Raw genomic sequence first — 14,832 nt, 5'->3', positions numbered from 1 at the left:
GAAAAGGTTAAATTTCTAGGTGTTAGATACATTTATTTTACAAAAACAGATTTATCCAACCCTGATACTCTGGTAATTTAGTTAGTAGAAAAATTTCAGCAAGGAAAAGCGGGAAAATAATGATAAAAACAATCCTGAGAAGATCTTCTCCCCTATTGATTCTTTTGGTTTTCGGTGCAGCTGCAGCATTACTCATCAGCACCAAGGAAGCACCCGAGCAGAAAGAAGATGAAGTGCCTGTGCCCATCATAGATGTTACCCGTGTCGAGCAAAAAACCGTGTCTTTAAATTTGCCTTCATACGGTGTCGTGACTCCCAAGAACAAGACACAGCTGGTAACAGAAGTTCAGGGAAGAATGCTGACAATAGCCCCCAATTTTGTCGCCGGTGGTGTGGTGAAAAAAGGCGAACAACTTGCCGTTATCGAGCCTTCTGATTATGAAGCCGACCTGATGCAGGCCCAGGCCTCTCTCGCTCAAGCCGAAGCAGCACTCGAAGAAGAGGTTGCCCGAGGCGAAGTGGCTAAGAATGATTGGAAAGGATTCGATGGCGGCATCCCACCCGAGCTTGGATTACGTCTTCCTCAGCTGAAAAAAGAACAGGCCAATGTTAAATTCCAACAGGCAGCGCTGGCTCGCGCTCAACGTAACCTTGAGAGAACCATCATTCGTGCACCTTTCGATGGCATCATCAAGTCAAGAATTGTCGACTTAGGCCAGTACGTCACCTTAGGCACTAACCTAGGTGAACTCTACGATACCCGTACCGCCGAGATCCGTTTACCTCTTGCAAATAATGACCTCGCCTACCTGGAGTCAGTCGATAAACCCGATACCTTGGTCACCCTCAGTGCATCATTAGCCGGGAAAAATGTCACCTGGATTGGGACTATAGTAAGAAGCGAAGGCGTTATCGATGCCGAAAACCGTATGGTGTATCTGGTTGCCGAAATTAAAGATCCTTACCTGAGAATGAACCGTAAAGAAGGTCAACTTCCTCTTAAATACGGCAGTTTCGTTACCGCCGTAATTAAAGGCCGCACCGTAGACGGTATTGTACAGTTACCCCGACATCTGGTGCGTAACGGCAGTGTGGCCGTAGTATCGAGTGACAATGTCATCGAGATCCGCGAAGTCAATGTGGTCAGAACCGATATCGACAGTGTGTATATCAAGGACAGTCTGATCGATGGAGAGCGTATTTCACTGACTAAACTCAATAATATGTCTACGGGTCAGGTTGTTAAAATCCTCGGTGAAATGCAGAAAAATGATACCGGGGCTGACACCCCAGATTCAGAGACCAAGGAGCAGCGACTCGCTAGCGCGGGTGAACACTAATGGATGTACAAAAAGTGGATGCTCAAAAAGGCATAATTGCCTGGTTTGCTCGAAACAGTGTTGCTGCAAACCTATTAATGGCTTTCTTAATTTTAGGCGGCCTGTTTAGTAGTTATTTCTTGGTTAATAAGGAAATCTTCCCCTCGTACGAGCTTAACTACCTGCAGATATCGGTGGCTTACCCTGGCGCTGCGCCTCAAGAGATTGAGGAGGGGATCAACATTAAGATTGAAGAATCGATCCAAGATATCAATGGCATCAAGAAGGTCACCTCAGTGGCCAGTGACGGCTTTGGTAATGTCACCATAGAGGTCGAAGATAACTATGATCCTCAGGATATCCTCGATGAAGCTAAACTTGCGATAGATGCAATTTCAACCTTTCCAGATAATATCGAAAAGCCAAATATTTTTCGTATCAAACCAGAGAACAATGTTATCTGGGTCTCTGTGTATGGCGACCTGACTCTCCATGAGATGAAGGAGTTAGCTAAGTCTATCCGCGAAGATATCACCTCCTTACCTGCGGTTACCCGGGCAAAAGTCACTGGGGTCCGTGACTATGAGATAAGCATTGAACTGTCTGAAGATAAGCTTAGGGAGTATGGCCTCAATTTCGCCCAGGTCGCTCAAGCTGTACAGAACTCTTCGATAGATCTTCCCGGCGGCTCTATTCGCGCCCAAGATGGTGACATCTTGCTACGTACTAAGGGGCAGGCATACACAGGTGAGGATTTTGAGAAAATAGTCGTCAGCACCCGTCCCGACGGCAGCCGTATCATGTTGCCCCAAGTCGCCACCATCAAGGATGGCTTCGAGGAACGATTGGAATATACCCGCTTCAACGGCAAGCCTGCGGCGATCATTGAAGTTAGTAGCATAGACGATCAAAATGCCCTCGATATCTCGGCTCAGGTAAAGGCCTATATCGAAGAGAGGCGTGCGACACTGCCTGCTGGTGCTCAGCTAGATACCTGGGGCGATCTGACTCATTACCTCAAAGGACGCCTGAACATGATGTTATCTAACATGTTCTATGGTGCACTACTGGTGTTTCTGATTCTGGCCATCTTCCTGGAACTCAAGTTAGCCTTCTGGGTCATGATGGGCCTGCCAGTGTGTTTCCTCGGCGCCGTGTTGTTGATGCCGGTAGAACCTTTTTCACTCTCTATCAACCTGCTTACCCTGTTCGCCTTTATTCTGGTGCTGGGCATAGTGGTGGATGATGCCATCGTCATAGGTGAAAGCGCCTATACAGAGATAGAGAAACACGGTCATTCACTAGAAAATGTCGTCAGGGGCGCCAACAAGGTGGCCATGCCTGCAACGATTGGGGTGTTAACCACAATCGTGGCTTTTCTACCTATGCTGATGGTCTCCGGTCCCCAAGGTATTATCTGGAAATCTATCGGTATGATAGTGATCCTCTGCCTGATGTTTTCTCTGGTGGAGTCTAAGTTGATTCTTCCGGCTCACCTCGCGCATATGAAGCCCAAGAAACCTAGGTCCAAATTAGGTAAAATGGGACTATTAAAAGCCAAGTTGAACGACAAGATCCAGTATTTTATCCATCATAAATATCGCTACTTTCTCGAACGCTGTATCAAGCAAAGATATAACGTTGTCGCCATTTTTATCGGGGTACTGATCCTATCCATCGCCTTAGTGGCAAGTGGTAAGATACGCATGGTCACCATGCCTGATCTTCCGTCCGACTTTATTCAAGTACATTTAGATATGGATGAAGGCAGCTCTGAAACTAATACCTTAAAGGTGGTCAAAGAGATCGAAGAAGCCCTCTACGCCATGAATGACAAGATGAAGTCTGAAAATGGCTACGAAGTGGTCAAGCACAGCTTTATCGACATGAGCTCGAGAACCTCGGCCTTTATCTTTGCCGAGCTGACTAAGAGTGAAGACCGTGAGGTCGATGGTGTCGCCATTGCCTCGGCCTGGCGTGAACAGCTGCCTGAGTTGATTGCCGTCAAAAAACTCAATATTAACGCCAGCACCAATGAGGGTGGCGGCGATATCTCTTTCAGATTAACCGCAAGCAATCTCGAACAACTGTCAATGGCTGCTACAGAGCTTAAACAGAAACTAAAAACCTATGAGGGTGTCTACGATATTTCAGACAACTTCTCATCGGGTAGCCATGAGATACGCTTAACGATCAAGCCAGAAGCAGAGGCTCAGGGACTCACCTTGTCAGATCTAGCCAGCCAGGTTCGATATGGTTTCTATGGTTATGAAGCGCAGCGCATCTTGCGCAACAAGGAAGAAGTGAAGGTGATGGTGCGCTATCCGCTTGAGCAGAGACGTACTATGGGCCATCTGGAAAATATGATGATCCGCACGCCCGAAGGTATTTCGGTGCCATTTTCGACGGTTGCTGAGATTGAAATGGGTGACTCTTACTCCTCAATCACGCGAGTCGATGGTCGCCGCGCCATTAGTATCATAGCCAACGCAGATAAAAATAAGGTCGAGCCTTCCAAGATTGTTGCAGAGATCCAGCAAGATTTCCTGCCTTATTTAGAAGATAAGTACCCTGCCATCTCGACAGCACTGGATGGTAGCAGCGCCGATGATCAGAGTGCCTTAATAAGTCTGTTGCAGGGCTTCTTCTTTACTCTATTTGCTATCTACGCACTGATGGCTATCCCGCTCAAGTCATACAGCCAGCCACTGATCATCATGTCGGTTATCCCCTTCGGTATCATTGGCGCCTTATTTGGTCACCTGTTGTTGGGACTGACGCTCAATATCTTAAGCCTGTGCGGTATCATCGCCTTGGCAGGCGTAGTCGTGAATGACTCTCTGATCTTGGTCGACTTCGTCAACAAGGCAAGAGCACAGGGTCAATCGATTACTCAGGCTGCTATTGAATCAGGGTGTTATCGATTCAGGGCTATCATCTTGACTTCTATGACCACCTTCGTCGGCCTGGTGCCAATTCTATTAGAGAAGAGTCTACAGGCACAAATCGTCATACCTATGGCGACATCACTCGCCTTTGGAATCGTCTTCTCAACGATAGTGACACTGATCCTTATTCCTCTGCTCTATATCATATTGGATGATATCAAACGCACTAGCCGCCGTTTCTACAACTGGTGGTGGCAGCCTAAGACACTAATGTCTCATTCCCATGAGTCTGATGCGGTGACCAGAAACAAATAGATAAATGCTCTCTCCTCCTTCAGTGAGCCAGTGAACGGCCTAGAACCTAAGTTCTAGGCCGTTCACGCTAGATATATCTAACTTCCGTGATCGCTTTGGCAGTTTCCAGCCCCAAGCTTGCCTACAATAAAGTCCAGAGAGAATAACTTAGGGCTTATACCATTCCGAGTAAGTATCGGATCATTCAGCGGGAGTTCAAAGCGCTGTAGGCAAGACGAATGTTTGAAGCTAATAGTTATTCTCGGCAACAAGCTCCTGCGTTGCTCTACCTCCTGCATCCATGCAGTCGTATATCGAGAACATTCAACGTAGCATAAAGGGCTTTGAAACCCGCACCGCGTGAGGCTCTCAGTGTTTCCACTTCGGTGTTGCATTGACTTAAAAGGGAATAACCATTTCCTCATCAATGCGCCTTGAATTGAAAAAACTGAGGGCCTCTGAACTGACCACATACTTATATGGAATGGTATTATATGGCTAACTCAACCTTAATTTACGATATACGTAATAGTCGCTACCTTAATATTACCGGTCGATGCACGTTGCGTTGCCAATTCTGCCCTAAGCATAACGGCAGTAAACAGGTCCATGATTACCAGCTAGCTTTAGATCATCAGCCCACTGCCGAGGAGATCATCCCTCTGCTTGGCGACATCGATGCCTATGATGAATATGTCTTCTGCGGCTATGGCGAACCCACTCTTAATTTAGCGACCTTAATTACTGTGGCAAAGGAGATTAAGCTCAGAGGCGGCCAAGTCAGAGTCAATACCGATGGCTTAGGTAACTTGTTTCACAGACGCAATATATTGCCTGAACTGGCACCTTGGGTAGATAGCCTGTCAATTTCACTCAATGCAGATAATGAAACCGCTTATCTGATGCATTGTAAGCCCAAGTTGAAGGGGAGCTATGACAGCGTTAAAGCCTTCATTCGGCTGGCAGTCAATACTATCGATTCTGTACAGGTCTCGGCCATAGATGGTCTGGAAGGGGTGGATATTGCGGCTTGTAGAACTTGGGTTGAGCAGAGCGGCGCTGAGTTTAAACATCGAAGCTTAGGTGTCGTCGGCTGAATGCTCCACTCGTCACCTTAATGGGTAGACAAGAAGCTCATTAGCTTGAACAAGGCAAAGTTATATTCATGTAACCGGCAGTGCTCGCAAATTTGATTTATGTTAATATGATTTCCCATAAAACAAACAACAAAAATACCTTAGATGTTGACGCCAAAACTATCACCTCTTATCCCAGCCCAAGATATTCATTGGTCGAATCAAAGACTATTGTCGGTGGCAACACAGATCTTCATTCTGATAATCAGCGTGGTATTACTCAGTAACGTCATCATCACCTTAGGCGAACGTAGACTCCAGGAAGACTGGGCGACTCAGAGGTACAGTGAACTCCAGGCTGTGGGCACCTTGATTGCAGATAAGGTCTCTTTCCAGCAATTTCGCACTCAGATGTTTGCCAAGTCAGAACTGCTCAAGCGCTACTTGGATGTGCCTAGTATTCCCAGGCAAGACAAGCTGGAGAAAAACTGGGATGTAATCACCAGTAATATTCCCGAACTGTTAGATATCGCCTTGTTCGATCCCCAAGGTAACTTCAAATTCGCTACCAGCGATAATTTCGGCCATGAACCTCTGCCCCCTTCCCTGCTCGGCGGCTCGAGAAACATGGGTGGCAACGAGATCTATACCTCTCCACTGGAATTTAGTCCGGTCAATGGCAAGCTAGAGCCTTACCTCTATCAACTTGCCTGGCTCGAAAATCCCGATCAGAGTGTTCGAGGCTATTTAGTGACATATAACTCTATGTCTAAGATGCTTAAGAGTATCAAGCCTGCCTATTCCAGCGGTCAATCACCGTTACTGATGTTAGATACTCAAGGCTTGCTCTATGCAGGTGCAGATTCCCGTCCGTCATTGAAACGTGTTCCCGATACTATGGGAGGCAGCATAAAACAGAGCTATCCGGCGCTATGGCGTAAGATGGCCATGAGTAATTTCGGTCAGTTTCATGGTGATAATGCCACCTTCGTCTATCTAAAAATCGAGCTGACGACCCAATACGAGACCCGCAGAGAATACTTCTTGGTATCCTACGTGCGCAACGATGATATTGCAGCCAATTTTTCCCAGTGGCGCACCATACTCATGAGCTGTGCTTTTATGCTGACTCTGTTGGCCTCTGTGCTCATTCTGCTGAGTCACTTTTATCGTCTAGAACAGAGATCAAGACAGTTCAGCATAGAGTTATCGAATCGCCTCTTCCACCGACAGGTGGGGTGCATCATAGTCAATCATAACAATCGGATAATTTCGGCGAATGAATTGGCGGCAACTCAGTTATCTTTGCCTAAAGATGAGCTACTCGATCGCAGTCTACAAAGAATCCTACAGCTTGAGGACGATGACTATTCTCGTATCGTGACTGAGATCCAGCAAAAGCAAGAGTGGAAAGGTGAACTTAGTCTGGATATGGGTGCCGAGACACAGGCCAAGTTAATTGCCCATATAAAAACCCAGGCCTCTAAAGATGAACGCAGAGCTTATCTGGTCATCACCTTCGAAGATGTCAGTGAGCTCAAACACGCACAGCAAGATGCCTACCTGAGTAGAGTCTTAAATAATAGTGGAGTGCCATCGGCCCTGGTTCAGGCTGACGGCACTATCATTCGTGCTAACCCCGCATTTGAACAGCAGATGCAGTCAAACACCGAATGTAGCAATATCATTGACACCTTACCCGATGATTTAGGTGATAAGTGGTCACAAATTTCTCAACTAATATTACTTCAGGGGAGTTGGAAAGGTCAGGTATTATGTTCCTCATCGAGTGCTAATACCTGCTTACAAGCCACACTTAAGGGTCATATCGATGCGTCCGGAGAGCTGGATTATATCGTCTGTACTTTCGAACAGGCGATCATCAAGAATAATCATGATGAATCCGGTGTGCTTGTGCCTCATCGCTCAACTATCTTAGTCAACTATAGAGATCTTGAAAGCTACTTCGATTCATTAGAGCACACGAGTAAAGATCGCTCCAGCCTACTCCTGTTGGACATCACCTCTGAGAGTATGCTGAGTCATATGAGTGATATAGGGCTGCTTGAGAGCAGGCAGAAAGAAGTTGAGATATTTCTCCTCAGAGAGCTGCCATCGAATTACCAGATGTCTCACTGGCAACTAGGTAAGCTTATCTTCATCTTGCCCGATACTGATGCAGACCAGGCACATTATTTCGCCATCAAGTCTTTAGCGAGTCTCAATGATATGGGGCTGGGCAAAGGTATCTGTATGGGCATAGCGTCTTTTCAACCAGAGCAAAATCTCGAACAGTACTTGAGTAATGCCGAGGTCGCACTTAAACGCGCTAAGCAAATAGGCGAACAAAATATCTGTCAGGCCTTTACGCGCTAAAGCTGAGAAAGAGCCTAGAGTCTAGTTTCTAGTTTCTAGTTTCTAGTTTCTAGCATCTAGGCTCTTATCCTATCACTGCTATGCCTTCGGGCAGTTCACTCTGGCTGATATCGATAATCGTCGAGCGATTCATGGTGATCTTATAACGCGCATATTTCACTGCGTCTTTGCCGTCTTTCACCGCTAAGATCAGATTGATCTGGTAACGGCGTTCCACCGAATCATTGCTGATTTTACCATCCTGTTCCTTGTAGATCTTCGCCTTGCCCCGCTCCAGATAGCGGGCGAATGGAGCTAAGCTAAAGTTTACCTGCTCCTGTATCGACGTATAACCAGCCAGAAACTCTTTCTGGGTCACGCGGGTATGAATGCCGTAATGCAGCACTTCGGCATCGAGCTTATTTTGTCTGTGGCGCCGTTTAAGAATTTCAGCGACTGTATCCGGTAACTCGATCGTTTTCATAAAGTCTAACCAGACCAGCTGCTTAGCAATCGGGGCTTGGCTGTTGGTATCTCTGAGTAGTCTGCTCCACTTGGGCCTGCCCTTCTGAATCAGGCGCCAGAGTGCATTTCGAATATCTTCCTTAAAGATCTCACGAAAACCATAGATCACAGCCAGAGTTAACACTAAGGCTATGGTTAAGCCGCTAAATACACCCTGAGCCTTGATAATAAGCGCCGACACTACCAACATCACCATGGCCGTCGCAAAACCGGTAGTCATCTTCTTCAGGCCTGTGCCTAAAGTTTTCATCTCCTCTTTCAATACAACACCTTGTTGTATTAGGCGCCTGAGCAGCAACATCTTATTGGAGATGCGATTAGGATCATCCTTTGTCTGTTGAGAATTATACCGCTTAGTTTTTCTATGTTCGTTCTCAGCCCTACACAGGGCAATAGCCGAATCTAGAATCTCACTGTACTCGCTACTTCTAGGCGCTCTGGATAGCAGTTTCAGTAGACGCTGTTCACAGAACCAGGAAAGGTAATTGTCGGCGTTCTCAAAATAAGACTTCCATTTAGGATCGCTGGGCTCATTGCGACGAAACTTCTTCAGCAGTTGACTCACTAAGTCACACAGACCTTGCAGAGAATTGAAGAAGTCTTCAGGCTCTTCAATCTGTGCCAGCTCCTTGCTATCCGTCTCGATGGCAACAGAAAATTGATAGGCAAATAAATTCAAGTAGAGACGAAATTCTTCTACCGTACGTTTTTTCTGACTGGCAAAACGGCTCTGTACCAAGGGAAGGTGAAGACCGCTGGAATAATATGAGCGACGCCCCGTGATGGCCGAATGATAGTACTCCTCTTCATTTAAGCTCTGAGGACCTATTCCCATCTCTTTAGGCAAGAAGAAATAGAGATCCAGACGTCGGTTATCTCCCACCTTCATCTGATGGATGAACTTAATAGAGAGTGACTCTTCCTGCTTGACTCTAATCTTAGACACTTAGCTCCAATTTCCTTTAAATTCAGTATAATGCCTTATCGATCTAGCCTGTTCCCTCTACGTCATCATACTGTTCTTGAGAAAGAGCAGGCGATTATCTCAGGGGACAAGGTTAACAATTTACTATGGCAATGTTTGTGTGCTGCAAAGCACGATCTCTCCTCATATTCGCCTGAAAGGCCATACAGAGAGTAATAGTTTGATCACTTTCTCATGCAGAAAATACAAGAGGTGGATTTAGATAAAAGAGTTAGAAATTAATAGGATATTAGATCGTAAGTATAGTCTAAAACCTTATTAATACCATATCAGAAATAAGAGAAAACTTTACCGTGAAAGGCCTTTCTTAAGGTATCACCTATCAATAGCTTCAGTGCTAACACGATTAATTAAGATCGCAGATCCAGATACCATTACCAAGATTAAACTGAATGACAGCATAACCTTTAGCGCTATCCATATCCATAATGTGGAGATTTAAACTCGCTATTTTTGAATATGCTAAAGCTTGTTTTGCCGAATCGATGATGGAAGAGATTTTATTTTTCCAAGAAAAATCAGCCACAGATACCAGTCCTTTTTAACCATGTCTGGTCGATATAATCCTTACTAGCACCAGATGAAATACCTTTAACGTTTCTCACCTCTGTCCCCTCAGCGTTTTCCCGCTTTAACACTATACTGCTCACTGTCTCATTATGAGTAAATGAAACAAAAACATCGTCCCATAGTACAGTGTCGCAAAGCTCAAGCTGCTGTATAAAAAAGCTAGATAGATCCTCAATATCAGCAAAGCTTGCCCCTTCATTAGGCACAGGGTAATAAGATACGATACCTGTCGAGGTAGTTATTTCATGCTTATTCAATGGTTTAATTGATTTTTCAGGTTCGAAAATTGAATGCATGAAGATAATCAATAGCAGAATTTGTGCGATTAAAAGCCCATACTTCTGCTTAGTCATGCCCGCTAGGGGGCCTGAGAGAGTATGATTTATAGACGCCTTCATTCTAGTATGCAGAATGAAACCTTGATCATCTATAGTCTCTAACAACTGGGCTGATTGCTTGCCCAGAAAAAACCTGAGTCTATCGATCGCTTCTTGTAGCTTAGCCGGTGTTCTATGCTCTTCTGGTAGTCGTTGCAACAGCTGCTCTTTGGATAACACCTGATCCCTGAAACGTACTAAGAGTTCGAGTACAACAAACTCCACCAAAGGCATTTTCCAGCTGGTATCATTTTGCTGATTTGATAGTGTGGTTCGCTTTATATCAAACCAGCAGCAACCAATTTGCATAGTTAGCGGCCTAATTTATCTTATGGACAAACATTGTATCTATTCCCATCACTGTCGTCAGCGATCTCAATAACCTATCTATAACCAATGAAAGGAATCGTGACTGAGAGCACACAAGTGATTGATAGTAGTGAACAAGCATAGATACAAGTTAACGTAAGTGTAAATTTATAGTTAACAGTTATACACATTGACTTAAAAGGGAATAACCATTTCCTTTTAAGTCAATGTGCCTTGAATTGAAAACACTGAGAGTCTCTGAACTGACCAGATACTTATATGGAATGTTATATGGAATGGTATTAGAGGCGTGTGGTGGAAGAGGGGAAGTAAGTTAACAAGCGCCATGATGACGCTTATTATTTTCAATACGACTAGAATGCGTAAAGCAAGGTCATATTGGTTTCTGTATCTGTACTCTCTTTATCATCGAGAGGCGAATCGTTGTAACGCACAATAATGGCAAATTTCATGGCTAAAGCACCTATGATATTGGCTGTGATCGAAGTTTCAGAGCGGCCTTCGAAACTTTCACCATAATCGGCAACAAACATCTGCTTAAACCTAGAACTCTCGGTTATATCAGTTTCAAAGTTCATCACCCCGTGAGCAACCCAGCTGTCTTCGGTGTCATAACCAGCTTCAGCCGCACTCTCAGTGTCTAAGCGTTTATACTTATAACCTGGACCGACTTCAACATTAAACAGAGTCTTACCATCATCAATAAACTTATGACCATAACCGGAAGAAACCGTCGAAGTAGAATCAAAACCAGTGAAAGGATCGATCTCATGGTTTCCGTTTACAAATATATAGCTTGTGTCGGTTAACTGATAATCGCCCTGGATCAGGCCGTAATAACGTTTACCAGTGACTTCACCCGTATCTTCTTTATATAGAGCTTCAAGCAAGTACTGGTTTTCCCAGTTACCAAACTCGTGCTTCATATCTAAACGGCCTTTTATTGAGGTCGTTTCCGTATTACCTGTGGTCAAGGTCGCACCTAGCTCAGCGTCGCCGCCGAAGGTCTTATCGCCTTCGACAAAATCAGCACCAGCTTCTGCAGCGAAAGGCGCTGCCATTAAAATAGCAGACGCTATCAGCATTTTTTTCATTTTTATTCTACTCCGAAAAATCATATCCCTTAAAATCGGCGCAATATTAACACTCACAAAACAGAATTGAAAATCTGTGATACACATTAATGCAATTAGGGGAAGCGCCTAAAAGGGGATAAAGACTGAAAATGTCTATAAACAAAACCCAGATACAAAAATGCCCGCGAGTAGCGGGCATTTTTAAAATATTCTATTTAGCTTTACTTAATCTGTGGATCTAACTCACCAGATTGATACGCCTTATACATGGCTTGCAGCGACTTAGGCTTAATCTTAGAGCCCATGCCAGCAGCGCCAAATGCTTCATAACGCGTGGTACAGATATCAGCCATGGCTTCCATAGACGCCTTAAGGAATTTACGCGGATCGAATTCGCTTGGATTCTCGGCCAGAAACTTACGTACAGCACCGGTTGATGCTAAGCGAAGATCGGTATCGATATTGACCTTACGCACACCGTGCTTAATACCTTCGACGATCTCTGCTAATGGCACGCCATAAGTTTCCGGGATCTCTCCGCCGTACTCGTTGATGATCTTCAGCCACTCCTGAGGCACAGATGAAGAACCGTGCATCACTAAGTGAGTGTTAGGGATACGTGCATGAATTTCCTTGATACGATCGATACGTAGTACTTCACCGGTAGGCTTGCGGCTAAACTTATACGCACCATGGCTAGTACCAATGGCGATCGCTAAGGCATCGACGTGAGTGTCAGATACGAAGCGCGCCGCTTCTTCCGGCGTGGTCAGCATCTGATCCATGGTCAATATGCCCGCAGCACCGATACCATCTTCTTCACCGGCTTCACCTGTCTCCAGACTACCCAGACAACCGATTTCGCCTTCAACAGACACACCACAAGCGTGTGCGAAAGCAACAGTCTTACGTGTTACATCGACGTTATATTCGTATGATGCTGGTGTTTTACCATCGGCCATCAAGGAGCCATCCATCATCACAGATGACATGCCAAGCTGAATAGAACGCTGACAGATATCAGGATCTGTACCGTGATCTTGGTGAATACACACAGGGATATCAGGATACTGCTCGAGAGCGGCAGCCATCAGATACTTGAGAAACTGAGGACGAGCATACTTACGTGCGCCAGCCGATGCCTGAACAATCACAGGACTGTCTGTCGCTTCGGCAGCTTGCATGATGGCACGCATCTGCTCAAGGTTGTTTACGTTAAAGGCTGGTACGCCGTAATTATGTTCTGCAGCATGATCAAGCATTTGTCGTAGGGAAATTAAAGCCATTTTTTACTCCAATAATAGGGTAACTCAAGCACTTAAGTTTTAGCACTCAAATTGTAGAGTCACCGAGGTCACTATCGTTTGGATTGATTTTTATATGCCTTGGCCAAACACAATACTCAGACCTAAGTCTTAGCATCTGGCTTAACCAAAGCACGGTTTCTTTTTATCGCTGATTTAGAGGATAATTATAATTTTAAGAGCGTTATTTCGCTCTAAATCAGTTTATGTTTGTTATTTTCCGCGAGATTCTAACATAGCTACGGCAGGAAGTTCTTTTCCTTCGAGAAACTCGAGGAAAGCACCGCCACCGGTAGAGATATATGAGATCTTGTCGGCAATGTCATATTTATCGACTGCCGCTAACGTATCACCGCCACCGGCGATAGAGAACGCCTTAGACTCGGCAATTGCCAGGGCGATACGCTTAGTACCTTCACCAAATTGATCGAACTCGAACACGCCTACCGGACCGTTCCACACTATGGTACCAGCACCTTCAATAATTTTTGCTAAGGCTCGCGCGCTGTCGGGGCCGATATCGAAGATCATATCGTCCTTGGTCACTTCACTCACGTCTTTGAGCGTCGCACTTGCTGTCGGACTGAATTCGCCGGCAACAACCACATCGGTCGGCACAGGAATATCACCACCACGACTCTGAGCATTAGCAACCAGACGCTTAGCCTCGTCGATGAGGTTGACCTCATACAGAGACTTACCCACTTCATGTCCGGCAGCTGCAATAAAGGTATTAGCGATCCCCCCCCGACTACGAGCTGATCGACTATGCCAGATAGACTCTCTAATACCGTAAGCTTAGTCGATACTTTAGAACCGCCTACAATCGCCACGAAAGGACGAGCAGGATTGTCCAATGCCTTACCTAAAGCGGCGAGTTCATTGGCAAGAAGTGGACCGGCGCAAGCTATTGGCGCATGCATACCCACACCATGAGTCGAAGCCTGAGCCCTGTGTGCGGTGCCGAACGCATCCATCACATAGACATCACAAAGAGCCGCAAGCTTCTTCGCTAAGGCTGCATCATTTTTCTTCTCACCGACATTGAAGCGTACGTTTTCAAATACAACCACTTCGCCGACGTTTGCTTCTACACCATCGAGATAATCATTAGCCAGACGCACAGGACAATCTAATGCCTTAATCAAGTAATCTACTACTGGCTTGAGGGAGAATTCAGCGTTGAATTCGCCTTCTGTAGGACGGCCCAGATGTGACATCACCATCACGGCAGCCCCTTTTTCCAGAGCAAGCTTAATCGTCGGCAATGCAGCCCTAAGACGTGCATCACTGGTGACAACGCCTTCACTCACAGGTACGTTCAGATCTTCACGGATAAGCACACGCTTACCTTGTAGATCTAACGCTGACATATTAATAATCGTCATTTACGTTTCCTTAAAAGTTAAAAATTAAAAATTAAAAATGGGTAAATCAATTCGGTTCACTCTGACCGCCGGGACAAAACACCGGGCCATCAGATAAAAATATTCAAATCAAAAACCAAGACGACGGGCTCCGCCCTGTTAGTAACAGCGAACAGCTCAGCCTTACCAGCATTTAAGCAGGTTGAATAGCAAAGACGACGGCCTTCGGCCTATCGCTTCGCGGACGGCTACGCCTATTCGACGGGCTCCGCCCTGTTAGTAACAGCGAACAGCTCAGCGTCATCTTTTCTGTAGGAGGGTCCTTTAGCCCCGAAGACCATAGGCTCATTATCTCCCGGCTAAAGC

Annotated in this window: 9 protein-coding genes and 1 pseudogene; 4 read left to right on the top strand and 6 right to left on the bottom strand. The window is 45.6% G+C overall.

The genetic code is table 11. The annotated features are described in order from the left end of the window. Positions 1-119 precede the first annotated feature (119 nt). From FM037_RS05380 to FM037_RS05365, 4 genes are all read left to right on the top strand, one after another. Positions 120-1,340, top strand: a complete 1,221-nt coding sequence (locus FM037_RS05380; protein ID WP_144045153.1) for an efflux RND transporter periplasmic adaptor subunit — start codon at positions 120-122, stop codon at positions 1,338-1,340. Between the two features lie 14 nt (positions 1,341-1,354). Next, complete coding sequence (locus FM037_RS05375; protein ID WP_144048838.1) at positions 1,355-4,522, top strand: efflux RND transporter permease subunit; 3,168 nt, start codon at positions 1,355-1,357, stop codon at positions 4,520-4,522. Positions 4,523-4,995: 473 nt separating this feature from the next. Next, positions 4,996-5,598: a TatD family nuclease-associated radical SAM protein gene (locus FM037_RS05370; protein WP_144045152.1), complete on the top strand. Its 603-nt coding sequence runs from the start codon at positions 4,996-4,998 to the stop codon at positions 5,596-5,598. A 144-nt stretch (positions 5,599-5,742) separates the two neighbouring features. Beyond that, a complete protein-coding gene (locus FM037_RS05365) occupies positions 5,743-7,953 on the top strand; it encodes a PAS domain-containing protein (protein ID WP_144045151.1) in 2,211 nt (736 codons plus the stop codon). 64 nt (positions 7,954-8,017) lie between these two features. Here the strand turns inward: FM037_RS05365 and FM037_RS05360 are convergent, their stop codons facing one another. The 6 genes and pseudogenes from FM037_RS05360 to FM037_RS05335 form a co-directional block, all read right to left on the bottom strand. Continuing rightward, on the bottom strand, positions 8,018-9,403 hold the full coding sequence (locus tag FM037_RS05360; protein WP_144045150.1) for a hypothetical protein: 1,386 nt from the start codon (positions 9,401-9,403) through the stop codon (positions 8,018-8,020). A 385-nt stretch (positions 9,404-9,788) separates the two neighbouring features. After that, positions 9,789-9,968, bottom strand: a complete 180-nt coding sequence (locus FM037_RS05355) for a hypothetical protein (protein WP_144045149.1) — start codon at positions 9,966-9,968, stop codon at positions 9,789-9,791. Then, entirely contained in the window at positions 9,961-10,698 is a 738-nt protein-coding gene (locus FM037_RS05350; RefSeq protein ID WP_144045148.1) for a winged helix-turn-helix domain-containing protein, read from the bottom strand. Before FM037_RS05350 ends, FM037_RS05355 begins: the two co-directional genes overlap by 8 nt. 374 nt (positions 10,699-11,072) lie before the next feature. Beyond that, the gene (locus FM037_RS05345) at positions 11,073-11,813 is read right to left on the bottom strand and encodes a DUF481 domain-containing protein (protein WP_144045147.1); all 741 of its coding nucleotides are present in this window, start codon (positions 11,811-11,813) and stop codon (positions 11,073-11,075) included. A 203-nt stretch (positions 11,814-12,016) separates the two neighbouring features. Continuing rightward, on the bottom strand, positions 12,017-13,081 hold the full coding sequence (gene fba / locus FM037_RS05340; protein WP_144045146.1) for a class II fructose-bisphosphate aldolase: 1,065 nt from the start codon (positions 13,079-13,081) through the stop codon (positions 12,017-12,019). A gap of 231 nt (positions 13,082-13,312) precedes the next feature. Continuing rightward, positions 13,313-14,487 (bottom strand): annotated as a pseudogene (locus tag FM037_RS05335) (phosphoglycerate kinase). Between the last annotated feature and the right edge of the window lie 345 nt (positions 14,488-14,832).

Source organism: Shewanella psychropiezotolerans, from assembly GCF_007197555.1.
Classification (GTDB): Bacteria; Pseudomonadota; Gammaproteobacteria; order Enterobacterales; family Shewanellaceae; genus Shewanella; species Shewanella psychropiezotolerans.
The sequence above is the reverse complement of the archived record's forward strand: the minus strand, read 5'-3'. Positions and strand labels throughout refer to the sequence as shown.

What these genes read in the sequence shown, in the direction of transcription:
- FM037_RS05380 (WP_144045153.1), top strand. Translation starts at nt 120, where the DNA reads ATGATAAAAACAATCCTGAGAAGATCTTCTCCCCTATTGATTCTTTTG.
- FM037_RS05370 (WP_144045152.1), top strand. Translation starts at nt 4,996, where the DNA reads ATGGCTAACTCAACCTTAATTTACGATATACGTAATAGTCGCTACCTT.
- FM037_RS05365 (WP_144045151.1), top strand. Translation starts at nt 5,743, where the DNA reads ATGTTGACGCCAAAACTATCACCTCTTATCCCAGCCCAAGATATTCAT.
- FM037_RS05350 (WP_144045148.1), bottom strand. Translation starts at nt 10,698, where the DNA reads ATGCAAATTGGTTGCTGCTGGTTTGATATAAAGCGAACCACACTATCA.
- FM037_RS05345 (WP_144045147.1), bottom strand. Translation starts at nt 11,813, where the DNA reads ATGAAAAAAATGCTGATAGCGTCTGCTATTTTAATGGCAGCGCCTTTC.
- fba (WP_144045146.1), bottom strand. Translation starts at nt 13,081, where the DNA reads ATGGCTTTAATTTCCCTACGACAAATGCTTGATCATGCTGCAGAACAT.